We start from the raw sequence: 25,083 nt of genomic DNA, 5'->3' as shown, positions 1-25,083 counted from the left end.
ACCGGCGTGGGCGGCGGGGGTGGCGGCGGGGGCGGCGGCGGCGGAGGCGGCGGGGCCACCTTCAGCTTCGGCGTGCCCGACAGGCCCGCCTTCCTCGCGGCGGCGAGCGCCGCGTCCGGCGCCTTCTGCACCAGCGTGAAGCGCACCTGATCGAGATTCGTGTGGTAGGTCCAGAGTTCGGCCACCGTGACGTTGTGATCGCGGCACAGCCGGCGCACGGTGTCGAGCGTGTTGGGCGGCACGTACAGATGGAACGGCACCCGCAGCTTGCTGAAGGGGCCCCACTGGGCCAGCGCTTCGAGCGAGTTGACCGACTCCCCTGTTTCCACTTCGACGACGCCCTCGAGCTTGCGGGCCTTGTCGTGGGTGACGAGGATGAGATCGGGCACGAATTCCGCCGTGCCGAGGACGATCGACGTCGGAGGTTCGTTGCCGATGTTCGTGACCGGGTCGTGCTTTTTCTGGTAGCGCGCCTGGAGCAATCGGATGATGCGATCGTGCTCGAGCTGTTCGCGCACGGGCCGGACGAGGATGGGCACGATGCCTCCGCGGCAGTCGCTACGGTGTAGCGGTTAAAAACAAACCCCATAATATAGCACGCAGACGCGTCGGTGGCCCTACATCGTGGGCGCACCACCCGAACGGGGCATCCCGGTACAATCGCGGACATGAAGCCCGCCCACCTGATAGGTGTCCCCCTGGACCTCGGCGGCAACCGCCGCGGCGTCGACATGGGCCCCTCGGCCATCCGCATCTCGAGCCTCGCCGAACACCTCGGCGCCCTCGGCGTGCCGGTCACCGATAAAGGCGACATCGCCACGCCGATCCCTGAAACCAAAGGCCCCGGCGATCCACGCAAACGCTACGTCAAGGAGATCGCAAAGGTCTGCCAGAAGCTGTTCCAGACGGCACTGGCCTCGTTGCACGAAGGCGCGCTGCCGATCGTGCTCGGCGGCGACCACTCGCTCGGCGCGGGATCGGTGGCCGCAAGCGCCGCCTGGCTGAAGGATCAGGGCAAGCCCGTGGGCGTGATTTGGGTAGATGCCCATGCGGACATCAACTCCCCCTCGACCTCCCCCTCCGGCAACGTGCATGGCATGCCACTCGCCGCCCTGCTCGGCCGCGAGCCGGCCGAACTCGCCCGGATCTCCGGTCCCGACGCCGCCATCCGGCCGGAACACACCGTGCTCGTCGGCATCCGCAATCTCGACGACCGCGAGAAGGAGATCGTCAAGGCCTCGGGAGTGCATGCCTTCACCATGAAGGACATCGACCGGCTGGGAATCGCCGAGGTGATGGATCGCGCGCTCGCGGCCGCCTCGCGTGGCACCGGCGGCGTGCACGTCTCGTTCGACCTCGATGTCTGCGACCCGACGATCGCGCCCGGCGTGGGCACGCCGGTCAAGGGCGGCCTCGACTACCGCGAGGCCCATTTCGTGATGGAAGCAGTCGCCGAATCGGGCCGCCTCATCGCCCTCGACCTGGTGGAAGTGAATCCGGCCCTCGACGTCCGGAACGCGACGGCGGAGCTGGCCACGGAGCTCGCGCTCTCGGCCTTCGGCAAGCGGATTCTCTGACGCCGGTCGGCGTCCCCGGGAACCAGGACGCGGGTGCTATAGTCCAAAGGTTGTTCGCCCCGGCGCCGTCCGCGCCAGGGCGCGTCGATCGTCCCTCAAGGAGCAGTCCAGTGATTCATCGTCGAGCCTTCGTGGCTTCGGCCCTCGTGGCCGCCCTCGCCGTGCCCGCCGGCCTCGTGGCCGCCCAGCAGAAGCGCGCCAGCCCGCACGAAACCGTCAAGGCCACCATCGATGGCGCGAACGTCAGCGTCACCTACGGCCGCCCCTACGTGAAGGGCCGCAAGATCTTCGGCGGCATCGTGCCCTACGGCCAGGTGTGGCGCACCGGCGCCGACGAGGCCACCATTCTCGAAACCGACAAGGCGCTGATGTTCGGGGCCCTGCACGTGAACCCGGGCAAGGTGTCGCTCTACTCGCTGCTCACCGACAAGACCTGGACGCTCGTGCTCAACAAGCAGACCGGCCAGTGGGGCACCGAATACGCCCAGGCGCAGGATCTGGGCCGCGTGCCGATGAAGGTCGAAACGCTCGCCGCGCCGGTCGAACAGTTCACGATCACCATCGAGAAGAACCCCGCCGGTAAGGGCGGCATGCTCGTGATGCAGTGGGAAACCACCAAGGCGTCGCTGGCGTTCAGCACCATGTAAATCGTCCGGACGCGGCAGGGCCCATCCGGGCCTTGCCGCGCCGCGCATTGCGGCACAAGATAGCCCCCGCCGCATGCTCTCTCCCATCCCCATCCTGCTCACGGGCCTCGCGCTCGTCACCCTCTGGTTCGTCATCGCCTGGTGGCGCAGCGCGCGCCGCGGACATCCGCACGGGTGGCCGTCGCCGCTGCAGCTGGCGATCGGCGCCATCGGGCTCTTCTTCGACACGCTCGGCATCGGCAACTACGCCCCGACCACGGCCACCTTCCGCTTCACGAAGATGGTGCGCGACGAGTGGATCCCCGGCACGCTCAATGTGGGCTCGTCGGTGCCGGTGGCGCTCGAGGCGTTTGCGTTCGTGACGGCGATCGCGGTGGATCCGCTCACGCTCGCCCTGATGGTGCCGGTGGGCGCGCTCGGCGGCTACGTGGGCGCCGGCGTCGTGTCCCGCCTGCCGCGGCGCCGCGTGCAGCTCGGCATGGCGATCGCGCTCGTGGTCGGCGCGATCTTCATGACCGTCACGAACCTGCAGTGGATTCCCGGCGGCGGTGACGCGATCGGCTTCTCGGGGCCGACGCTCGTGGCCGCGACGCTGCTCAACTTCGGGTTCTGCGCGCTGAACGCGCTCGGCATCGGCAGCTATGCGCCGAGCCTCATCGTGTTCAGTCTGCTCGGCATGAATCCGCGCTCGGCCTTCCCCATCATGATGGGCTCGGCCGCCTACGGGCTGCCGCTGGCCGGTATCAAGTTCGCGCGTACCGACAAGTACGACGGCAGGGCCGCGCTCGGCATGGCGCTCGGCGGCATTCCCGGCGTGCTCGTCGCGGCGTACGTGGTGAAGTCGCTGCCGCTCGAGGCGATCCGCTGGCTGGTCGTGATCGTGGTGCTCTACGCGGGGTTGTCGCTGCTGCGAACGGCGACAGCAAAGCAGCGCTGAGTGGAGGCGGCGGCATGCTGGTGGCTGGACGGCGTGCCAACGTAGAAAAGCCGCGAAGACTGCGCCATAGTATGGCGTCATGGCTCTTGACCTGGTCGTGTTGTACGAACATCCGGAGTGGCAGAAGCCGCTCTTCGCGGCGCTCGAACGCCGCGGCGTGTCGTTTGAACCGTTCGACCTGAAGCGGGCCACGTTCGACCCTGACGACGTGCCTCGCGCGCGCCTGTACTTCAATCAGGCCAGCCCCAGCGCCTACGCGCGAGGCAACACCCGGGCCGTGCCCTTCGCGCTCTCGTTGATGCGGGCGCTCGAGGCGGGCGGCGCCCGCGTGCTGAACGGTTCGCGCGCGTTCGCGCTGGAGCTGAGCAAGTCGGCGCAGGCCGCGCTGAAACAGCACCTCGGTATCCCCCACCCGCGCACGCTGGCCTTCAACGACGTCGAGGCCGCGATCGCCGCGTGGCCGGAGGACCGCTGGCCGGCGCTCGTGAAGCCCGAACAGGGCGGCAGCGGCGCGCGGATGTATCTGCTGCACTCCCCCGACGAGCTTCGCCGGCTCCTGCGCGACCAACCCGGGTTGTGGCTGCCCGACAACCTGCTGATGCTGCAGGAGTATTTCGAAGTCGATCGCACGAAGGGCATCGTGCGAATGGAGTTCCTGGACGGCCAGCTGCTCTACGCCATGCGCGTCGTCTCGCACGGGGCGTTCAATCTGTGCCCCTCGGAAGTCTGCAACCCCGTGGGCGACGCTGCGGGCGAATGCGACGTCCCGCCGGCCACACCGGTGAAGCCGGTGGAATTCCACCCGTATCCAGACGTACCGGCAGCGGCCGTCGCCACTGGCCAGCGGCTGGTCGCCGCCGGCGGACTGGATGTGGCGGGCATCGAGTACCTCGAAGCCGCCGACGGCCGGCTGGTCTTCTACGATGTCAACGCGAACTCGAACCTGCGCAAGCCGATTGGCGAGGCCTTCGGGTTCGACCCGTTCGAGCGCGTCGTCGATTTCCTGCAGGCACAGATCCCGTAGCCGGACGAGAGCGCGGCGCGACCCGGACGGGACGGCGCGGAGGCCGAGGCTCAGAAGCTCGTGGTGGGCCGCGTGGGGATCGAACCCACGACCACCTGATTAAAAGTCAGATGCTCTACCACTGAGCTAGCGGCCCGCGTCCTCAATTCTACCCGGTCCGCAGGCGAGCCGCCCGCGCCGTGTGGAATCGAGGCCGCGGGCGCTACTCGTCGGCCACCCAGAGATACACGGCTGTCGAGGCGAGCGCCACGAGCACGAGGGCGCCTGCCAGCACGACGAACGACGGAACGCGCACGGCGAGATCGACGGCCGGCAGCGCCGCTGGCACCGACGCCGTGACGCGGTGCGCCACCAAGGCCGCCGCGCCGCCGAGCACCGGACCGAGCTGGCCGAGCACCGTCAGCACCACGCCCACGCCGCACGCCGCGGCAATCCCCTGCAGCCACACCACGGGACGGGCCGCGGCCTGTTCGCGTTCGAGCCGCGCCCGTACCGCCAGCCGCCACCACATCTGCGCGGCCGAGGGCACGTGCACCTCGGCGCCGCGGTCGGCCTCGAGCAGCAGTTCCGCGATGGTCACGGCCTCGCGGCACTCCGCGCAGCCCTCGACGTGCGCGCGCAGGTCGGGCTCGCAGGCCGCGGGCCAGCGTCCGGCCCGCACGAGCGCGGCCACCTCGAACTCACGACGGCATTCCGGCACCATCACGCGCCTCCCCGGGCCCGCGCATCGGGCCCCAGCAGATCCAGCAGCCGGCGCTTCGCCCGGTGCAGCAGCGTCTTGAGGCTCGCCCGCTTCACGCCGTGCGTGGCCGCGATCTCGTCGTGCGTGCAGCCCTGCACGTAGGCCAGCCAGAGCAGGCTCCGCTCGCGGGCCGAGAGTTGCGTGAGGGCGCGCTGCAGGTCGAGGCGTTCGGCGGCCCGTTCCGCACCGCGTTCGCTCGCATCGTCCACGAGCGTCTCGTCCGGCGCGAGGTTGGCCACGGGCTGCGTGCCGTGACGGCGCTTCGTATCGCGCACGAGATTCGCGGCCACGCGGAACAGGTAGTGGCGGCGGTGGTCGTCGCTCTCGAACGCCGTGCCCGAGCGCAGCACGCGGTAGTACGCCTCGTGCAGCAGGTCGTCGGCCAGGCGTGGGTCACCCGAGATGCGCGCCAGGTAGAGCCACAGCGGCCGCGACGTGCGCTCGTAGAACGCACCGAACCCGTCTTCGTCCATCTGGAACGCCTGCTCGGCGCTGGCCGCAAGGTCCAGCCGGTCGAGCGCCGTCACGCGCGCGTCACTCATGCTGTGCCCGCGCTTCGGCGTCGATGAGGCCGTGCCGCGTCGAGATGGCGTACGACACGCCCGCCGAGGCCACGAAGCCGAGGCCGAGCGCGAGCGCGAGTGTGCTGATGATCGAGAGCCCCTGCGCGGCTTCCGAGAGCGCCGTGCGGCCAAGCACCCAGAAGCCGACACCCACCGCGCACAACACGATGCCGGCCTGCAGCGACCACATCACGCGCGTGAGCGCCGCCGCGCTCGGACGGGCCGCACCGCCCACCTCGATGGGGGCGGAGTCGAGGAAGCGCCGGCCAGACGGACTCTGGATGTAGGCCAGCAGATCGTCGTGCGACGACAACCGGTCGAGCACCTTGGTATGCACCTCGACCTGCGTCTTCGAGAGACGCAGCCAGCGCCGGTGGTCGATGATCGTGCGCACCACCCACACGAAGAAGCCGATGACCGAGCTGATGATGACGAAGACGCCAATCCCTTCCATCACCTCCTCGGCCATCCGCATCGCCCGGCCGTTCGGTTCAGTCTCGCCGGTGTCGGGCGTGCCGATGAAGTACGCCGGATTGAGCGCCACCTGCGGATGGGCCTGCAGGAAGGTGGCGAGGCGCGGATACGGCGCGAGATAGTCGGTGCGCGTGAGCAGCGACGGATCGTGGCGCAGCACGGCGGTCACCGCCGGCGGCAGTTCCCGCAGGATCTCCTGCAGGTCCTGGCGGGTCTCGTTCGCGGTCACGTGGTCCGCGGTGGCCACGGCGGGCGCCGGCGTGACCACGGCCGGGGTGGCGGACTGAGCCGCGGAGAGCGGACTGGCGGCGAGGCACGGAATCAGGGCAAAGGCGGCAAGGCGCGTCATACCCATCCAATACGCAGCCGGACCCGGAAGGTTAACCGGCTCAGGCCGACGGCTCCTTCATGTCGAGCAGGCGGCGCGTGGCCTCGTGTGCGGGCGTCGTCAGCACCACGGCCGGATCGCCGGCTTCCACGACGCGTCCGTCGGCCAGTACGACCACCCGCGTCGCGAAGTCGCGCACGAAGTCGTCGTCGTGACAGGTGAGCAGCAGACTGCGCCCCTTGGCCGTCAGCTGCCGCAGCGTCTGCCCCAGTTCACCGCGGCGCGCCGGATCGAGCGAGGCGGTGGGCTCGTCCATGAGCAGCAGGCGTGGGTCGGCGGCGAGCGCCCGTGCAATCGCCACCCGCTGCGCTTCCCCGCCGGAGAGCTCGCGCGGCAGCGCCTGCTCGCGATGCCCGACGCCGAGTTCGGTCATGAGCGCCCGCGCCCGCGTGGTCGCATCGGCGGGCGCCGTGCCGTAGACGTGCACCGGCGCGAGGCAGATGTTCTCGACGGCCGTCAGGTGGTCCCACAGACAGTGAAACTGGAACACCATGCCGACCTTGCGATGCAGATCGCCCAGGTGGCTGGCCGAGCCGTCGAGCACGAGGCCGTCCACCTCGATGCGGCCGCCGCCGAAGGTCTCGAGCCCGGCGATCGCGCGCAGCACGGTGGTCTTGCCCGAGCCCGAGAGGCCCATGAGCGCCACGAGTTCGCCGCTGTGCACGGCGAGGTCGACGCCGCGCAGGATGTGACGGGGCCCGCGCGCCAGTTCCAGGCCGCGGACGTCGAGCACGGGCGTCATGCGGAGGGCGCCGCCCAACGCCGTTCCAGCCGTGCCGCGAGCCGCGCCAGCGGCCACGAGAGCGCGAGGTACATCGCCGCGCAGAGTGCGCCCGGCAGCGCCCAGGTGCCGAGGTTCGCCGCGAAGATCTGGGTCTGTTTCGTGAGCTCCACCACCGTGAGCACCGAGACCAGCGACGAGTCCTTGAGCAGCGCCACGAAGTCGTTGGTCATCGGCGCGAGCGCGTAGCGGAAGGCCTGCGGCCCGCGGATGAGGCGCAGTGTCTGCCAGGAGGTGAAGCCGAGCGTGCGCGCGGCTTCGAGCTGCCCCTTCGGCACGGCTTCGAGCGAGGCGCGGTAGATCTCGCTTTCGTACGCCGCGTAGTTCAGGCCCAGACCGAGCAGCGCCGCCACGAACGGCGGCAGGCGGATCACCGCTGCCAGACCGTAATAGAGCACGAAGAGCTGCAGCAGCACCGGTGTGCCGCGTGTCACTTCCACGTAGGTCGTGAGCAGCGCGCGCACCCAGCCGCGGCCGTAGACGCGGCCCACCGCAATCGCCGCCCCGAGCGACACCGCCAGCAGCATCGCCGCGCACGACAGCACGAGCGTGATGAAGGCCGCGCGCACGAGCGCCGGCAGATACCGCATCGTCAGGTCCCAGGTGGAGGGACGCGCCGGGGCGCCGCCGCCTGGCGCCTCGAGCAGGGAATCGGCCCCCGCGAGCACGCGCGCGTACATCGCCGGCTGGTCGTCGTTCCATACCTGCCACGTGCGGAAGATCGCTTCAAGGCGTCCATCCCCCATCGCCGCGCGCAGCTCGGCGTTCACCTGGTCGCGCAGCGCGGTGTCGCCGGGCGCCATGAGCACCACGTAGTAGCCCACCGCCGCGGCCTCGGGCTGCGTCACCATGCCGGGCTGACGCCGCATCGATCGCTCGGCCAGCACGTTGTCGAGCAGCACCGCGTCGACGCGGCCGTTCAGCAGGTCTTCGTAGGGGTGCACATCGTCGTCGTACGACACGGGCTCGACGCCGTGTGTGCCCTGCGCCGTCGAGAGGATCTCCCACGCGAGCGTGGCGCCGAGCGTGGCCACCTTGCGGCCGCGGAGGTCCGCCAGCGACCGGTAGCGTCCGGCATCGGCGGCGCGCACCGTGAGCACCTCGCGGAACTGGTAGTACGGCACGCTCACGGCCAGCTCGGCACGCTTGGCCGGCGAGTCTTCGAGGCCGTTGATCGCGACGTCGAAGTCGCCGCGCTTCACCGACTGGTCGAGGGCCGTGAAGGCCGCCTGCACGAACACGGGCGTGCGTCCGAGCGCCTTCGCCAGCAGCTCCGCGATCTCGACGTCGAAGCCGCGCAGCCGCTCAGGATTATCGGGATCGGCTTCGACGAACGGCGCGCCGCCCTCGGCATCCGCCCCCCACCGCAGCACCGACGTCTGCGCCGACGCCGAGGCGGCCAGCACGCACCAGATCGCCACGGCCGTGGCGGTCACTCGCAACACGCGAGCGAGTATACGCGTGGCGGACGGTAACCGGACTCCCAGAGAGGGTCACGCGTGCCTCAGGCGTCTGCCCGCCAGGTGGCCAGCCATGCCCCGCGACGGGCTCGGCGCCGCCGCGATGGGTCGCGCCCTGCCCTGCATGAGGAGCCGGCGCCACAGAGTGGGCGACCATGCCGCGGCCCTCCCGGTGGCACGTCGGTTGCTCTTCTCAGCCCCGTAGTGACGCGCGCCATGCCTGGCGCACCTCTGGAGGACTGACACATGAAGCACTGGATGATCGCCTCGGCTCTCGCTCTCACGGCCATGGCGGCCGCGCCCGTGGACGCGCTCGCGCAGCAGGATGCGTGGATCACGATGAAGACGAAGATTGCGCTGATGACGGCCGACAACGTCAGCACGTCCGATCTGAACGTGGATACGGTGGCCGGCGCCGTGACGCTGCACGGCAAGGTCGAAACGGCGGCCGAGAAAGCCAACGCCGAAATGGTGGCCAAGGGCATCGACGGCGTGAAGTCGGTGCAGAACCTCCTGCAGGTCGTGCCGGCCGCGAAGGAGAAGATGACCGAGGTCGCCGACAAGGACATCGAAGACCGCGTGAAGGCGGCCTTCAAGGCGGACGCGATGCTCAAGGACAGCGGCATCGGCATCGCCTCGGTCAACAAGGGCGTCGTGCTGCTGAACGGCCGCGCCAAGGCGATCGACGCGCATCTCAAGGCCATTGAAACCGCGAAGAGCGTGTCGGGCGTGCGCCGTGTGGCCACGGAGGTCACGATGACGGAAAGCCGCTAGCGCGGCGCCCCGGGCGGCAGTGACTCCCGCTGCCGCTCCACGGCCCCGGCCGTGCCGCAGCCCCGCGCGCGGCCGGGCGCTCAGCGGCCCGAGACGATACCGGCGATGCGGCGGTACTTCACGGCGCGGCCGTCCTTCATCGCGGGCTGGTAGCGCCACTGCCGCGCCGACTCGAGCAGCACGGCATCGTAGACGCGGTTCACCGACTGATAGATCCGCGCGTCCACGACGTGACCGGATTCATCGACCACCACTTCGATCGCCCCGAGCGGCGTGCCTGCCGCGGGCTCCCCCATCGCGCCCCACCAGCCCGACACGGCCTGCGTCATCGGCATGGGCGGCGTGACGTCCTTGTCGCGCCAGTCGAAGGTGAAGATGCCGAGCGGCGTGAAGGGCGGCGACATGACCGGCCTCGCCGCGGCCGTCTCGGGTACGCCGTCGAGGGCCAGTGGCGCATCAAGCCCCGGCGCCGACATCGCGGCGGCCGCCGGTGACGCCATCGGCCGGAAGCCTTGCGTCGAGGGTTGCAGCACGGCCAGGGCGGCCTGCACGGTGTCGTAGTCGCGGCGCGCGGCACGCCGTTCGATGGCCGCCGCGCTCAGCTGCAGGAAACCATCGGTGAGCGTACCGAGGTCGGCGAACGACGGATCCGCGGCCGCCACCTGCGGATCGGCCAGCATCTGCGAGAGCTGGGCGAAGCCGTCGCGCGCCGCCGTGTAGTCGCCGCTGTCGTAGGCGCGCTTCGCGTCGGTGTAGACACGTCGCACCACGGCCGGCAGCACGCGCCGGCGCGTGTCGTCGAAGCGGGCCCGCACGCGGGGCGAGGCCTCGCTCGCGCTCAGCACGAAGTCGGGCTTGGTTTCGAGCAGGCTGGCTGCCGCTTCCTCGGCCGCCGCCGTGCGGCCGAGCGCGAGCAGGCACAACATGCGGTGCTGGTCGAGCGTCACGCGATCCTCGCGGGCCAGATCGATCTGGCGCGCGGCCTCGAAGGCGTCGAGCGCCTCGTCGTACGACGCGGCGGTGTAGAGCGCGATGCCGGCCTGGAGCAGCGAGACGGCCGGCGCGCCGTCCTGCGCCTGCGCGGCGGGTGGCGTGGCAAGCGCCCACGCGAGTCCGGCGGCCACGGTCAGGTAGGTCAGGGACATCGTCTTATCTCCGAAGGTCGGCCGAGACGCGGTTGGCACCGGTCGCGCGCACGGTGACGGTTTCGCGGCGTTCGCCGAGGTCTGGGTGGCGCAGCACGATCTGGTGCACACCGATCGGCAGCATCAGATTGGCGAGTGGCGTCTCGCCGTGCACGCGGCCATCGACCACGACTTCCGCCCAGGGCTGGGCATTGACGGCCACGGCGGCGTCGGGCACGTCGAGCGCGAGCGACGACACCTTGCCGGGGAGCACGACGGCCTTGATGGTCGAGCGGAAGCCAAGGGCGGGATTCACGACCTCGAGGACGTGTCCACCGGCGGCCAACGTCAGGCGTTCGCCCGCCACCGCACTGAGGAGCCGGCCACTCTCGAAGACCTGTACATCGAACGGCGCGTCGATGTGCACCCAGCCGATCGCGGGCGCGGTCGGAATGACCGCACGCGGCGCGGGGGCGTCCACGAGCAGCGCGACGGTCTCGCCGGCGGTCACGTCCACGGCACGCTCGACCGTGACGCCATTCGTGAACGAGAGACGCACGGTGTGGGCGCCCTGGGCGATGTCGGCGACGACGATCGGCGTCGTGCCGGACGCGACGCCGTCGATCTGCACCGTGGCGCGGGCCGCACCACTGTCGACCTTCAGCCGACCGGCGGCCGGGGGGGCCGCCACCGCAGGCCGGTCGACATGCGCGACCGGGGCGGCGACGACCACTGGGGGCTGCGGCACAACGCCGGCCGGACGGGCCGAGGCTTCGCCGGTGAGCGACAGTCCGATATAGAAGGCCTGGGCGACGATGACCGCGCCGAAGAGCGCCATCAGGCCCAGACGCTCCGCCGGGAACGGCAGACGCAACAGGGCGCTGTCGCGCCGCGACGGTCTCGGGCTGTAGGCCGGTGGCGGCGGCGCGGCGACCTCGGCCACGGCGGCGGCCACCGGCAGGGGCACGTCGACAACCTTGTCCGCGGGCTCCGGCTGCACCACCGGGGGTGCGGCCTCCGCGCTGAGCAGGCTCGCCGAGAGGTCGAGGGCGTCGTCCTCATCCACGGGCTCGTCGAGCGGCTCCCGCCATTCGATGAGCACGGACCGATCGGCGGCGGTGACACCAAATCCCCACGGATCCAGCTGGTCGGGCGGCTCGATGGTGGTCGTCGCGGGCGTCATGGCTCGTCCCCCTGGGCGCCGGGGCGGAACAGCACCCCGGACTATGGGAACAAGCGGCGAACCCCGGGCACCTCCCTCACCCCGTGGCCCGAGGGTGGCCGGCCATGTTACGATTGGCAGTTCTCACCTCAGCGTCCCCGTCGTCCAGAGGCCTAGGACGTGGCCCTTTCAAGGCTAAAACACGGGTTCGAATCCCGTCGGGGACGCCATCTCCCTCGCTCTGCTCGGTCGACGGCCGTCCCACGACGGTCTTCAGGCACGCCGCGTCAGGCAGGCCTGACCCGACCGGGCACGAATCCCACCGGCACCTGACCCCACCCGCTCTGCTCGGTCGACGGCCGTCCCACGACGGTCTTCAGGCACGCCGCGTCAGGCAGGCCTGACGCGACCGGGCACGGCCAGCGCCCCCCGAACTGTTCGCTACGCGCACTGAACTTCACTAGGATGTGGTGAAGTAGCCACAAGCTCAACTGCCGCTCAGTGTGGCCTGTGAGGTGCCCGTGCAGTCTGCGCTCCCGCTCCATCGGGTGCTGCCGCTGATGCCGCCGTGGCTGGCCGGAGGCGCGGCGCTGGTCGCCCTCTATCCTCTGGCTCGCGTGCTCTGGGGCGCGCCACTGGCCGACTCGGTGGCGGCCGGCGCGGTGGCCCTGAAGCTGGTTGTCGAATGCGCCAGCCTGTTGTGGGCCAGTGGGCGGCCGGAACTGCCGGGGCGTTTGCGGGTGTCGTTGCGCGTGCTGGGCGGTACCTCGGCGCTGGCGGCCACGTCGGTCACGCTGCTCGAGGTCGTCGACTGGACGCGCTTCGGCTTGCCGGCGGTGGCCTACGGCATCAACCAGTACAGCGCGCTCGCGAGCTACGCGCTGTACTTCGTGGGGTTCAGCCTCTTTCCGCGCCTGCGGCTGCGTCGCGAAGACGCGCCCGTGTTGTGGATCGACTTCGCGGCAACCGTCCTGGGGCTCGGCGTGCTGCAATGGCTGTTGCTGACGTGGCCGCTCCTGAACGTGAGCCGCGGCACGGCGCAGCCCGTGCTCACCTACGCGGTGGCGTTCCTGATCTCCGCCTCGGGGCTGCATCTGATGATCGTCTGGGGGCGTCGCGAGCCCAGCCCCCGTGCCTTCTGGTGGCTGGTCGGGGGCCTGGCGGCCTATCTGCCGGTGGCGTTCCTGGCGCAGCTCGAGCTCGCCGAAGTGATCGACGCGAGAATGACCAGCTTCGCCTACTTCTGGGGACTGATGCCGACCATCATCGCCAGCGTGCTGATCCGCCACGACCCGCTGCCGCAGCAGGTGCAGCAGGTTCAGCCGGTGCAGCCCACGTGGTGGCGCACGTTCAATCCGTTGCCGCTGTGGACGGTGGCCGCGCTCGGCGTCACGCTCATCGTCGCCGTCCGGCGATCCGACGAACGCTACACCCAGGTGATCGCCATCGCGCTGCTCGTGCTGGCGGTGGCGATTGCCGTCCGCGCGCTGCTCTCGGGTCGAGAGAACGCGCGGCTGCGCCGCGAGGAGGCGCTGGCCAGAGAGCGCCAGGCCCAGGCCAAGGCCGAAGCGGTGGGCCGCCTGGCCGGCGGCATTGCCCACGAGTTCAACAACCTGCTGACCACTGTGGTCGGATTCGCCGAGCTGTCAGGCGAGTCGCTCAGTCCTCGCGACCCGGTGCAGAAGAACTTGCGCTACATCCGCGAATCGGCTGACCGCGCGGCCACGCTCACCCGACAACTGCTGCAGTACAGCGGCCAGCAGATGGACTTCCGGCGCGACGCCGACCTCGCCGCGCTGGTGCGATCCCTCGCGCCGACGCTTCGCGCGGGTCTGCCGCCCGGCATGCGGCTGACGGTGGAGGTGCTCGACTCGGTTGTGGTGCGAGTGGACGTCGACCAGCTCGAGCAGCTGCTGCGCGAGCTGGTCACGAACAGCGTCACCGCATCGGAGGGCGAAGGCGACATCGTCGTATCCCTCTCGTTGCAGCCGCCGTCGCTGGCGGGAATGCACATGGCGTTGGCACCGCCCGCGCACGCCTGCGTGCTGGCGGTGCGCGACACGGGCCACGGCATCACGCCCGACGTGGTGCCGCAGATCTTCGACCCGTTCTTCTCGAGTGCGCCGCGCCCGCTCAAGACGGGTCTGGGCCTGGCGTCGGTCTACGGCATCGTGGCGGCGCATGGCGGCGGCCTGGGTGTGACGACGGCCCCTGGCGCCGGGACCAGCATCTACGTGTTCTTGCCGGTCGTGGAGTCGCTGGCGCACGCCGCCGACGCAGCGAGCTGAAGGAGCGCCGGCCAGGCACCGCGACCACGCCCTCGAGGTGTCACGCGTGCGCGTTGCAGCGCTTGGACGCGATCTCCCTCGCTCTGCTCGGTCGACGGCGGTCGCACGATTGCGCTCGTGAGCGAACCGCTTCTCTATCGTCCGCCTCATTCGGCGGCCGGACTCTACACCGAAACGCTACTTAATCTTGGGAGGACGTCAGGGCAGCACAGTCCAGTGAAGGTCACGCGCGGGAAGTTCGTCAACGCAACGAGCTCGTCGCCGTGGCGCGGCGCCGAAAGGACCGAGTTAACGGTATACAGCCCGACCAGCTGTCAGTTCGCCGTCGCCGGGAACACCAAGTACGATCAGCCACGCAACAGCACCACTACGAACCAGATGACAACGAACGGAATCATTACAAGCGGGACAATCGGACCGAAGACCCAGGCAGCGTAGAGATACCAAGACACGCCGTTCACCGCCGCCGCTGCCAGTAGCTGGCCGGCATTCCCAGTCTTCGACCGCCTCGCGCTGTTGGCCTTAGACACGATGACCAAGGCCAGCAACCAGCCGAACCAAAGCCACGCTGCCTGGGCCACTCTAGCCGCCCCCCGTAGGGCTGACCCGCGTTCAAGCGACTCGACTAGTGGATCAGTCGCGGTCGCCAGTAGCCCCAGGGCCCCGAGGCTCGCATAGCGAAGAGCACGCGCCCCGCCGGAAGAGCCGTTCTTCGTGTAGCGGCTCATTGCTGATTGCGCCCCAGTGCTACGGCCATCTCTCGCCAACCGCCCCACACCCGCTGGATGCCCCAGTTAATCAGGTAAGAGTGCGAATCGCGGATACCCTGAGCGCTGAGCGATTCCGCACCTTCTACCTTGCCGTACTGCGAGAAATCAAGCGCGCGGTACCCGAACGTCGGCAGAATCTCGAGGTTGCCCGTTCTTCCTGCGGCTACGGAAAGAGACGGGAACCAGTGCGCCAGCTCAGCCCACTGCCGCACCAATCGTCGCGTGCTTCCGCCACGCTGCGCAACAGGCCACAGGAATTGCTCGGCCTCGGTGTCGTTGGGCAAAGCCCCCCAGAATTGGTTGACCGCGTTCTCGGCCCCGAGCCCTAGCACTCCGACGTTCGGTTTCTGACCGTACTGCATCGAAAGCCAGATGAAGCCCGTCACCATATCGTGATCGGACCATGTGTTGACAAGCTTGGTCTTTCTCGCCGTCCCGGAGAACACGCCGCGCCAAGGGCCACCGCGCAGGATCGGCCCCGCGCTCAGCGTCGCCGGCGTCCAATCGTCAGGTCGCTGAAGCCGCCAGCGGTGGGTGAACGCTCGTTGAACGTCTGTCGGTGGAGTGCCGGATGGGAATCTCGATGCCCAAGCATCGCGGAGGCCCTGGTCCATGTTCGACCACATCGCTTCCCATGGCTGATCGTCCGGATAGCCCTGGTTCGCCGCTGACACGACCAACAACGACAAGTTGTCGAGTCCGTAGTTCTGACTGAACGCTTCGGCAGGCAGCGCCGCTTGGTGCATCACATAGGTGGAGACGACCCCGGGCTCTAGGAACGTGAAGGCGCTGTTCACCACCATGTTCCCAAGACTGTGAGCGATGACGTCCACTGAACGGCCCGACGGGGCCTTCAGGTTCATGATTTCTTCTGAGAGGACCTTCCCAGCCTGAAGCGCATGAAACTCGTCTTCAGGGAAGTAGACCCTCGTCAGGTTGTCAACGAGGACGCTGTCTGGATCCGTAAGGAACGTTGGGAACTGATTGCCCGGCCAGGAAAAGCCGACGACGTGAGGGCTGCTGGGCTGGGGGAGCAGCACGGGGTGGCTGGCCCAGTACAACCGCTTCAGAAACCTCGCGAACATGAAGGTGTTGGCGTAGTTCTCGCTGTTGTTGAACCCATGCACGAGCACGGTAATCGCCTTGGCCTGGGTGGGGACATCCACGTAGCCCGACTCGAGAACTGGCGCCTCTCGCGGCGTGAACACGGTCAAGGGGCCTGCTCCGTCGGGATCTTCACTGCGCCGCACCGACTTCACCGTCATCCACAGCCGCAACGGCCGAATGTCGAGCCTGACCGAGTGCAGGGGCGTAAACGCGCCAGTCTCGCTGATTTCACCCACCTGCAGCGACGCCTCCAGCGCGCCCCCCACAAACAAATTCGGGCAGCCGCTGGAGGAGCCCTCGGTCGGCACACACCGAAACACGAATGGGTTATCCGAGCGTTCCAGAGGCGCCGGTGGCACCAGAAAGAGCCCGTTGCCCTGCGCCTGCGGAATCCGCGTCGCATCCTCAAGTTGGTTGACCGCGATTTGCCGCGTGGCCACCGCCGGGTCGCAGAGATACGCCTGGTCCGGCGAGCAGTCCACCGGCCCAATCCCGCCCGGCGTCGGCAGGGCTTGCGGTTTCAGGTCCCACCGCGCCCCTAGCAGTCGCACACCCACCCGGACCGAATTATCGAGTTCGACCTCGCGGCGAATCACGAGACGCGCGTAGTCCGTCAAGGCGTCCTCGCCCACCAACGTCGGGTCCGCCTCCCAGAAGGCGAAGCTCTGCTGCGGGTCGCGGGCCGCCGCTTCATCGGCGAGCGCGTCGGTAGACCCGTGCCCCCCCATCTTCGTGTCGTTGTTGCTGTCGAGCCGCACCCGGATCTGGCCCAGCGGCAGCGGCGTCGGCGCGGAGCGCAGCGTGGTCCCGTCCACCGTCTGTGCCGCCAGCACCGCCAGCGTCTGCTGCCCGCGCGGCCGCACAAAGCCCGTCGGCAGCTGCACGGTGCCCGTGCCGCCCGCGATCGTCGCGGGCAGGGCCTGGACGAGCGTGCCGCCGTTGTAGATTTCCACCTGGGCCTCGGTCACCTCGAGCGTCGACGGATACACCGCCACCGCCAGGTCCACCGCCCGGATCGTCGCCTCCGTCGTCGCCGGGGCGGTGGGGGGCGTGGCCGGGACCTCCCGCATGAACGTCGTCCGCGGACGCGCCACCACGGCCGTCGCCCCCAGCGCCGTCGTCTGCAACGCCCGCGGTGTTTGGGCGAACGCGTCCGACGCACTCAGCAAGAAGCCCGTGTCGGTGACCACCGTGTAGTCGCCGGTCCCGGCCACGCGGCCCACCAGCACCGGTGTCAACGGATTCGCCACGTTGACGATGGTCGTGCCCGCCGAGCCACCCACATACAACAGCCCGTCTCGTAGTGTGAGCCGCGACCGCGTATCGAGCGCTCCCGTCGGTAGGTCCATCGTCGCCAGGTGCACCGGCGTGGTCGGCGTGGCCACGTCCACCAGCACCAGCCGTCGTCCGCCCGTTGGGCTCAGCCCCGCCACGATCGCCACCGGGCGTCCGCCCAGCATGGCCGCGGCCACCTGCTCCCCATACGCTAGCCCCGTGGGCGACGGCACAGGCCCGCTGAACAGCACCGTGCTGGTGTTGGGATCCACGAGGGCGAGGGTCCGCCGCCCCGTCGTGATCGCCAGGGGCACCACGACGTCGTTGAGCACGATCGGCAGCATGGCCAGGTCGCTCTGCTGCGAGTTGTCGCCCGTGTCCGTATCGAGGAACACCGTCGCCACGATCGCCTCTTGGCCAAACCCCTCGCCCAGCCGGTGTAGCCGCGACAGCATCTGGTAGTACGGCGCGGTCCGCCCCTCGGCCGTCGCCGCACCGAACAACGCCCGCATCTGCGGCACGCTGATCACCTGCAGCCCCTTCCCCAGTCCTGTCGTCAAGGCGAAGATCCGCTCGCCATGCAGGATCGCGCGGCGGACCAACCCGTCGATGGGCTGCGTGCCCACGGAGACGGCGCCCACCCAGCGCGGTGTGTGCGCCGTCACGTCCACGAGGTGCACGTTCGAGGGGCCAGACGGCGCAAACGGACGGATGACACTCAGCGCCAACGTGCGCGCCTCGTCCGTCACCTCGCCGGACAGGTCCACCGGCACCCCGGTGAACAGGCCTGGGGCCACACTGGCCGGATCCTCGAGCAGGGGCAACGGCTGCGGCGCCACGGGATTGCTGATGTCGTACCCCCGCAGCTGCGTGGCCCCGCCGGTGTTGCCCGCGACGTTCTCGGCCACGTACAGATGCGCGCCCAGCGCCACGAGGCCACCCGTCCCGCGCGGCGGGCCCGTCGCCGTGATCGTTTCAGGCCCGAACGTGGTGAACGACGTCTCGTACGGGACGAGGGCCCGGGGGGTCGCGTCGCCGTCCACGATGCCGTTCGTGAGCCGTAGCGTGTACGAGGTGTTGTAGCGCAGACCGGCGAGCGGCTGGATCGTGAGCCCGGTCACGACGGACCCGTACTGCACCTGCGGGACCGGCCCCGTGGCGCCGATCCCGAGGAGCGCGATGGGCACCGCCGTCCCTTGCGCGTCCTCGAGGGTCACCCGCGCGGGATCCCCCGCGTGTTGCGGAACCACGTGAGTGACCGGCTCGGTGAACGACACCTCCATGGCGGTCGTGACGGGGACGCCCGTGCCGCCCAGGCGTGGGCGGGTCCGGGCGGCGATGACCGCCGGCGCCTCGCCCTCGACCGTCGCCACACCGCCGCCTGGCGCGATGGCCCGAGCGACGTAGTTCTGCGTGACCGGCGGGCCGATGAGCGGGTCGGCCGTGGCCACAATCGTGACCGTCCCGGCCTGGAGGGCGGTGTACGGCGTCGCAAAGGCGCGGGCTCCCGCCAGCACGTACCCCGTCTCGGCCGTCAATGTGTAGCTCTGGCCATTGATCGTCGCGGCCCGGATGTCCACAGGGTTGGTCGGTGGGCTCGGCACTTTGAAGACCACGGTCAGCGACTCGCCCACCGTCACGATGCCGCGCGTGTCGACGCGATCTCCGCGGTAGACCGTGACATCAAGCACCGGAGCCGGCGGCGGCGGCGTGACCGGTGGGAACAGGAAATTCGCGGTCGACAGGCGGGTGTAGTGCCGTACGCCGGTCGCGCGGGAGTAGTCCGGCCCCACCTCGTACGGGCGCGCCGTGCGCACCTCGCCGTTCGCCGTCGCAATCAGGTCGACGACCCCGCCACTGAACACGTCATCGTGCAGGGTGTACTTCCCGTCCCCTTGGGTGACAGCCACGGTCACGCCGGAGATGCCGGCGTGGAGGGGGTTGCCCTGCACGTCGACGCCCGAAACGATCGCGTCCGGCACCGGCACCGGCACGCCGGTCGGCGAGTCGCGTCGGACGAAGCCCGTGACGGCGCCGCGCGTGGGACGCCCGGGCAGGAGCTGGTCGAACGACCACATCACGAACGCGTAGCCGTCCAGCAGACCCTGGGCGACGCCTTGCACCACGCCGTTCAGGTCGTAGCCGCCGATGCTCTTGATGTACCCCGCCCACGGATCGGACGCGGTCACGATCTTCGCGCCCGGACCGGTCCCGTCCTCGAAGGCATCGTCGAGCGATTCGAAGGCGACCAGACCGTTGGGGCCCTGCAACCGGCGGTACACGTAGAAGTACGCGCCTGGGGGGGCGTCGGCCGGTCGCGGGAAGGCCAGGTCGATCTCCTTTGCGAAGCGATCCGTATCGGTGCGGATGTGCATCGCCGGCCCCAGCGTGGAGGGCGGCCCGGCCGGCCGCGGGTCCGACGGGAACGTCGCCGCGTAGTCGATCGCCTCAATCTTGAAGGTCGCCGCCGTGTCCACGGCGCCTTCCGGGACGATCAGCGCCACACCGCCCGGTCCGGTCACCACGCCGCCGCCGCTGCCGACCGCCGTCGTGCCGTCGGCCGCCACGAAGTGGCTCCGCTGCACGCTAGTGGTGCGGCCCAGCGGGTCGGTGATGGTGATAAGCAGTCGATCGAACACCGACGCTTGAATCGATCCCGTGAGCGATCCGTCGTTGCCCGCCGTCAGGCTCAGCACCACGCCGTTGCCGGTGTTCACGATGAGCACCTGCGTGCCCGGTGGGAACGTGCCCGCTAGCGCCGTGATTGCACTCACGCCCGTGGCATCCGGCATCGCGAACACGAGCCGCGTGGCATCCACCACGAGCGCCGCGTCCGCCGCCGTCGTGAACGTGGTGCTCGGCACGAGCACGGTGTCGTTCGTCGTCGTGGGCAGCCCCACCGCCTCGAGGCGATACGTCGTGGCGGGCGCCAGGCGCGTCGTGGGGATCACGGCCAGGATCTGGCCAGACGTCGAGAGCTGCAGGCGCGTGGGCACCACCGCCGCTGTGACCGTGTTGGTGAGCACCACGGTGGTGGTCGCGGCCGCGGCCGCAAGGACCGCGGGCGAGGTGATCTGCACCTGCGCCGACACGGGCACGCTAGTCGCACCGTCTGCCGGCGTCACCGTGGCCGTCTGCACCGTGCCCACGAGGGCGATGGCGATCGGGGTGGTCGTGTCGGCGGTGACCGTGACACCTGCCTGGGCCGCGAGCACGGAGCGCGGGAGCTGCGCGGCGATCGTGCGCGTGCCAGGTGCAGCCGGCAGCAGCGACTGCCCTGCGCTACTTGTGAGGCCCACGAACGGCAGGCCCGTGTTTGTGATCGTGACACCGGGCGTCGGGCTTCCGGCGTTGCTGACGGTGGCGGCGATCCACCCCACTGGACCACTCACCCGGTAGAACACATACCGGCCGCCGCGCGTCACGCCGGGTAACCCTGGTGTGGTGGTGGTGACGATGCGGTCGCCCACGAGACTTGCCCGGGCGATGACCGTGACGAACGGCACGCCGTCGGTGCGCTCGACGCGCGCGACGAGCAACGTGTCGGTGGGCGCGATGGTGAGTCCTGTGGCGCTGGTCGAGAGCTCTGCGGCCGCCGACAGTGTCTGCCCGGCGAGATCGAGCGTCATCTCCGTCAGCGCATCGATGCCTGCCGCGGTCGGCACGAACGTCGAGAGCACAGTCGGCGTGAGCGTGATGACCGTGTCGGTGGGCACGCTGCCGCCGGGGAGGACCACACGCGCGCTGCCGCTCGTGACCGTCGTGGCGAGGCCGCCGCCCACCGTGCCGCGCGCGGCTTCGCGCCCCGCCAGGATGTCGAGGTGCACCACGCCCTGCACGAGATCCGCCACCGCATACGTGCGCGAGGGCGCGATCGGGAACGTGGCACTGACGTCCGTCACGAAGCCGCTGGGCAGCACCGTCGCGTCTGGCACCGGCGTGCGATACAGGATCACGTCCTGTCGCCGGGGCTCGTCGCTCGCGACCGCGCCGGTTGTGAGCGTGAACGTCTCCGTGACATTCGCCTGCACGAGCGTGCCGCTCGGCAGTGCCATCTGCGATTGCACGGCGAGCAGGCCCACCGCCGTGCCGCCCCCTGGCGGCAGGATCGCAGGCGAGACCACACCGGCGCTCGTCGCCGTGAGCGGAATCGCTACGACCGGGGCCGCCGGCAGCACCGTGCCCACCACCGCCCCTGGCAGCGGCGGCGTCTGCACGTCCTGCACGATCACGGCATAGGTGCCCGCGGTATCCACGGGCACCGTGAGCGTGCCGCCTGTCACAGGCAGATCCACGGCGAGCGCGGTCCACGTGTGGTTGGCCGCGTCGTACTGCGCCAGCGTGGCTGTGGTGAGGCTCGCGGGCAACAGCGTGACGGTGGCCGTGGCGCCCGCACCGAGTGCGGGGGTGGCCTGGACGTCGAAGGTGGCAAGCGGCGACCAGCCGAGCGGCAAGAGTCCAGGCAGCCCCTGCGGCGAGAGACGCGTAAGGCGCACGCTCGCGCCAGCGCCCGGCGCCACGGTGAGCGTGATCGGGCCCGCCGCCACGGTGCCGCCAGCGGGCGCGACCGTCACCGCGTCTGCGAGCGGCGTGAGGCGCGCGTCCACGAGCACCGTGCCTACTTCGGGCACCACGGCCACCGTGCGCGTCACCGGCAACGTGCCGGCCAGCGTCACCGTGACCAGGGCATTCGCGTCGGCCGTCGGGAAGCTGTACTGCCCGCGCGCGTCGGTCGTGGCCTGCACGGTGCCCAGTTGCACGAGCGCGCCAGGCACGGGGAGGCCCGTGGTGTCTGACACCACCTGCCCCACTGCCGCGCCATCACCTGCGATGCGCACCGTACGGGTGGCTGTGGTGGCATTGCCCGCCGTGTCGGTAGCCACGGCCACGAGCGTGATCACGTCGCCAACGGCGGCACCGGAAGGCACCACGAGCGGCACCGCCACGGGCGAGGTCGGCGAGGTCGACACGACGGTGCCGTTCAGGCTGACCACGAGCTGCGCCAGGGCCAGTGTGTCGGACGCGGTGACCGTGGCCGTGCCCGGGCTGCGGAGCGTGACTCGCGCCGGCACCGTCACGTCGACGAGCGGCGCGGATGAATCGCGCGTCACCGTCACTTGCGCGGTGCCGGTGCGGCCCGACGCGTCGGTGGCGGTCACGACGAGGGTGACGTCGCCCTCTGCAAGTGGGACGGCGGCGGTGAACGTGGATACGTCGCCGCCGGCTGGCGTCACCGACGCCACCACGCCATTGACGGTCACCCCGGTGAGCGCACGTTCGGCAACCGTGCCCGTCACGGTGATCGTGCCAAGCCGAGTCAGCGCACCGGCGGCAGGCGCCGTGATCACGACGACCGGCGCCGAGGCATCCAGTGTGATGTCGCGCGTGACGGTCACGACGTTGCCGGCCGCGTCGGTAGCCACCGCGGTGAGCGTCTGCGGGCCATCGGCCAGCGACGTGAGCGAGATGCTCCACGCATCGGCCACGAGCGTGGCGGGCTGGCCGTTTACGGTGACGGTGGTGGCGGTCTGGTCGGTCACGAGGCCAGTCACCACGAGCGGCACGGTGCTCACCGTCGCGCCTTCCACCGGCGACGAGACGCTCAGCACCGGGGCCGTGCGGTCTACGACGACGTTGACCGACTGCGTGGTCTCGTTGCCGGCCGCGTCAGTGGCCGTCACGATGTAGACCTGCGTGCCGTCCGTGCCCGTGGGCGCGCTGTAGGTGAACGCCCCGCCGACGACGGGCACCGATGCTCCGCCAATGACCACGGTGGTGGCCGAGGTGTCCACGACCGTGCCGCTGATCGTGACCGTGGGCGTGTTGACGAGCGCGCCGTTTGTGGGTGCGGTGATGGTGAGCACCGGCGGCACGGCGTCCACGGTGACCGTGGCGGTCGCCGTGGCGCTGTTCCCCGCGCTGTCGCTTGCCACGACGGTAATCGTGAGCGGCCCCTGCGGGCTCGGCACGGTGGTCGAGAACGCACCGCCGCTCACCACCACGGGCTCGCCGTTGACGATGACCGTCACGCTGCCACCGGCGTCACTGGCCGTGCCGGCCACCGCCACCAGAGGTCCGCGCACGACCGCGCCGTTGGCCGGACTGGTGATGGCCACCACGGGCGGCGTAGCGTCGCGATTCACCGTGACGCTCTGGGTGCTGGTGTTGCCAGCGGCGTCCGTGGCCACCACGGTGATGGTCTCGGTGGCGCCCGCGCCCAACGGGACGGTGGCGCCATAGCCCGCGCCTGTCACCGTCGCCGGTTGGCCGTTCACGGTCACAGTGACCGCGCTGGTGTCGCTGACCGTACCCGTGACCGTGACCGTGGCGCCAGTGACGGCCTGCCCGTTCGTGGGCGAGGTAATCGCGACCGTCGGCGCGGTGGAGTCCACCGTGACCGCGCGCGTGGCCGTGCCGGTGCGCGCGCCCGCGTCGGTAGCCGTGGCCGTCAGCGTGAGCGCGCCGTCGGCGGCGGTCACGGCGGCGGTGAAGGACGTGCCGGTCACCGTCGCGGCCACGCCGTTCACGTTCACCGTGACCGGCGCAGTGCCGCCACTGATGGCGCCCGTCACGCTGATCGGACTCCGCACCACGGCACCCTCGGCCGGGGCCGAGAGCGTCACGGTGGGCGCAGGATTCGTGCAGCGCGTCGATCCGGACGAGGCGGTGGAGGTGCGCGTGGAGTTGTCGGGGCCGCGCAGCGTCCACACCAGGTTCGAACCGTTGAACGGCACACTGAACGCGGCGTTGGGATAAAACGGCGTGCGCCCTGGCTGGAACACCGTGGGCTGCCCGCGCCCTTCCGGCGTCGGCGTGAACCGGTTGTTGGCGCCCACGGGAATCGTGACCGCCACGCTGTTGTCGTTGAGGTACCCGAAGTAGGCGACGAAGCTCGTCGGGCTGAGCTCCACGACACACTCGAGAATCGGGCGCACGGCGAGCGTGGGACCAGTCGTGTAGGTCACGGTCCGCGTCTGCGTGGACTGATTGCCCGCGGCATCCGTGGCCACGACCGTAATCGTGTTGGTACCAACGACCAGGGGCACGCTCGTCGAGAACGCGCCGCTGGTCACCGGAACGTTCGTGCCGTTCACAGTCACCGTCACCGCCGAGGCGTCAGTCACCGTGCCGGCCACCGTGGCACTCGCCGTGCCGGTGACGGAGTTGTTGGCCGGGCTCGTCAGCGTGAGCGTGGGCGCGGTGTTGTCGACGGTGACATTGCGGGTGGCGGTGCCCGTGCGGTTCTGCGCGTCGCGTACCGTGGCCGTGAGTGTGAGCGCACCAGCGGCCAGGCTGCTGAGCGTGGCCGTGTAGCTCGTGCCCGTCACGGTGGCGTTCACGCCGTTCACCGTGACGGTGTTGGGTGGCGTGCCACCAGCGATGGTGCCCGTCACGACAAGGCCAGTGCCACGCACGACGGCCCCGGCGGCCGGCGTGGCAATCGTGACGGTGGGCGCCGGCTGCGCGGCACAGGCCGTGGAGGTCGAGGACGCCGTGGCGGTGCGCGTCTGGTTGTCTGGACCGCGCAGGGTCCACACCAGGTTGCTGCCGTTGAAGGCCACGCTGAAGGCGGCATTCGGATAGAACGGCGTGCGGCCGGGCGCGAAGACCGTCGGTTGCCCGCGACCTTGCGGCGTGGGCGTGAAGCGATTGTTGGTGCCGATTGCGATGGTCGTGGCGACGGTGTTCTCGTTCAGGTACCCGAAGTAGGCGCGATACTGCCCGCCGCCCAGGTTGGCCACGCACTCGAGAATCGGGCGCACGGCGCCCGTCGTGGTCTGTTCTTCGACCGTCGTGCCGCCGCCGGCCTCGACTTCGACCGCCGCCGTGTCGGCCGTGTTGCTCATCGCCGCCGCCAGCGGTGCCGCCGCCGCGCGTGGGGCCACAACCACTCGCGGCGCCGCGAGGGCCGACGAGTGCCAGAGGAACAGACAGGCGAGCAGACGCGCCGTCGCGCGCCTCGTGGTGGAAGAGAACCGCTGCGTCATGA

16 protein-coding genes and 2 tRNA genes are annotated in these 25,083 nt (G+C 70.0%); 7 read left to right on the top strand and 11 right to left on the bottom strand.

The window, feature by feature from the left end; translation table 11 throughout:
* Positions 1 to 539 (bottom strand): hypothetical protein (locus tag Q0C41_RS11155; protein WP_291983760.1); only part of this gene is annotated, 539 nt, incomplete at its 3' end.
* Positions 540 to 668: 129 nt separating this feature from the next.
* On the opposite strand from Q0C41_RS11155, the gene rocF reads away from it, so the two are divergent.
* From rocF to Q0C41_RS11135, 4 genes are all read left to right on the top strand, one after another.
* Entirely contained in the window at positions 669 to 1,577 is a 909-nt protein-coding gene (gene rocF / locus Q0C41_RS11150) for an arginase (RefSeq protein ID WP_291983758.1), read from the top strand.
* Between the two features lie 110 nt (positions 1,578 to 1,687).
* Complete coding sequence (locus Q0C41_RS11145) at positions 1,688 to 2,224, top strand: DUF2911 domain-containing protein (protein ID WP_291983756.1); 537 nt, start codon at positions 1,688 to 1,690, stop codon at positions 2,222 to 2,224.
* 73 nt (positions 2,225 to 2,297) lie between these two features.
* Positions 2,298 to 3,161 carry a sulfite exporter TauE/SafE family protein gene (locus Q0C41_RS11140; protein WP_291983755.1) on the top strand — a complete coding sequence of 288 codons (864 nt, stop codon included), beginning with the start codon at positions 2,298 to 2,300 and terminating at the stop codon, positions 3,159 to 3,161.
* A gap of 79 nt (positions 3,162 to 3,240) precedes the next feature.
* Positions 3,241 to 4,185, top strand: coding sequence for a hypothetical protein (locus Q0C41_RS11135; RefSeq protein WP_291983753.1), 945 nt, complete (start codon positions 3,241 to 3,243; stop codon positions 4,183 to 4,185).
* A gap of 61 nt (positions 4,186 to 4,246) precedes the next feature.
* Here Q0C41_RS11135 and Q0C41_RS11130 read toward each other — a convergent pair.
* The 6 genes from Q0C41_RS11130 to Q0C41_RS11105 all read right to left on the bottom strand — a co-directional run bounded on the left by Q0C41_RS11130 (position 4,247) and on the right by Q0C41_RS11105 (position 8,578).
* Positions 4,247 to 4,321 (bottom strand) — tRNA-Lys (locus tag Q0C41_RS11130).
* Between the two features lie 66 nt (positions 4,322 to 4,387).
* Complete coding sequence (locus Q0C41_RS11125) at positions 4,388 to 4,888, bottom strand: hypothetical protein (RefSeq protein ID WP_291983752.1); 501 nt, start codon at positions 4,886 to 4,888, stop codon at positions 4,388 to 4,390.
* Positions 4,888 to 5,469 carry an RNA polymerase sigma factor gene (locus Q0C41_RS11120; RefSeq protein ID WP_291983750.1) on the bottom strand — a complete coding sequence of 194 codons (582 nt, stop codon included), beginning with the start codon at positions 5,467 to 5,469 and terminating at the stop codon, positions 4,888 to 4,890. The genes Q0C41_RS11125 and Q0C41_RS11120 overlap by 1 nt, the downstream gene beginning before the upstream one ends.
* Positions 5,462 to 6,313, bottom strand: coding sequence for a hypothetical protein (locus Q0C41_RS11115; protein WP_291983747.1), 852 nt, complete (start codon positions 6,311 to 6,313; stop codon positions 5,462 to 5,464). The genes Q0C41_RS11120 and Q0C41_RS11115 overlap by 8 nt, the downstream gene beginning before the upstream one ends.
* A 40-nt stretch (positions 6,314 to 6,353) precedes the next feature.
* On the bottom strand, positions 6,354 to 7,094 hold the full coding sequence (locus Q0C41_RS11110; RefSeq protein WP_291983745.1) for an ATP-binding cassette domain-containing protein: 741 nt from the start codon (positions 7,092 to 7,094) through the stop codon (positions 6,354 to 6,356).
* Positions 7,091 to 8,578 (bottom strand): ABC transporter permease subunit, encoded by a 1,488-nt coding sequence (locus Q0C41_RS11105; RefSeq protein WP_291983744.1) that lies wholly within the window; start codon positions 8,576 to 8,578, stop codon positions 7,091 to 7,093. Before Q0C41_RS11105 ends, Q0C41_RS11110 begins: the two co-directional genes overlap by 4 nt.
* Positions 8,579 to 8,896: 318 nt before the next feature.
* Here Q0C41_RS11105 and Q0C41_RS11100 point away from each other — a divergent pair, with 318 nt between their 5' ends.
* On the top strand, positions 8,897 to 9,367 hold the full coding sequence (locus Q0C41_RS11100) for a BON domain-containing protein (protein WP_291983743.1): 471 nt from the start codon (positions 8,897 to 8,899) through the stop codon (positions 9,365 to 9,367).
* An 80-nt stretch (positions 9,368 to 9,447) separates the two neighbouring features.
* Here the strand turns inward: Q0C41_RS11100 and Q0C41_RS11095 are convergent, their stop codons facing one another.
* Together Q0C41_RS11095 and Q0C41_RS11090 are read right to left on the bottom strand one after the other, a co-directional pair.
* The gene (locus Q0C41_RS11095; RefSeq protein WP_291983740.1) at positions 9,448 to 10,512 is read right to left on the bottom strand and encodes an energy transducer TonB; all 1,065 of its coding nucleotides are present in this window, start codon (positions 10,510 to 10,512) and stop codon (positions 9,448 to 9,450) included.
* Positions 10,513 to 10,516: 4 nt separating this feature from the next.
* Positions 10,517 to 11,674, bottom strand: coding sequence for a PEGA domain-containing protein (locus Q0C41_RS11090; RefSeq protein ID WP_291983738.1), 1,158 nt, complete (start codon positions 11,672 to 11,674; stop codon positions 10,517 to 10,519).
* Between the two features lie 133 nt (positions 11,675 to 11,807).
* On the opposite strand from Q0C41_RS11090, the gene Q0C41_RS11085 reads away from it, so the two are divergent.
* Both Q0C41_RS11085 and Q0C41_RS11080 read left to right on the top strand, forming a co-directional pair.
* Positions 11,808 to 11,883 (top strand) — tRNA-Glu (locus Q0C41_RS11085).
* Positions 11,884 to 12,174: 291 nt separating this feature from the next.
* A complete protein-coding gene (locus Q0C41_RS11080; RefSeq protein WP_291983736.1) occupies positions 12,175 to 13,941 on the top strand; it encodes an ATP-binding protein in 1,767 nt (588 codons plus the stop codon).
* Positions 13,942 to 14,288: 347 nt separating this feature from the next.
* Here the strand turns inward: Q0C41_RS11080 and Q0C41_RS11075 are convergent, their stop codons facing one another.
* A complete protein-coding gene (locus tag Q0C41_RS11075; RefSeq protein ID WP_291983734.1) occupies positions 14,289 to 14,669 on the bottom strand; it encodes a hypothetical protein in 381 nt (126 codons plus the stop codon).
* Entirely contained in the window at positions 14,666 to 25,081 is a 10,416-nt protein-coding gene (locus Q0C41_RS11070; RefSeq protein WP_291983732.1) for an Ig-like domain-containing protein, read from the bottom strand. The genes Q0C41_RS11075 and Q0C41_RS11070 overlap by 4 nt, the downstream gene beginning before the upstream one ends.
* Positions 25,082 to 25,083 lie beyond the last annotated feature (2 nt).

Source organism: Luteitalea sp., assembly GCF_022842525.1.
In the GTDB taxonomy this organism is placed as follows: domain Bacteria; phylum Acidobacteriota; class Vicinamibacteria; order Vicinamibacterales; family Vicinamibacteraceae; genus Luteitalea.
The sequence above is the reverse complement of the archived record's forward strand: the minus strand, read 5'-3'. Positions and strand labels throughout refer to the sequence as shown.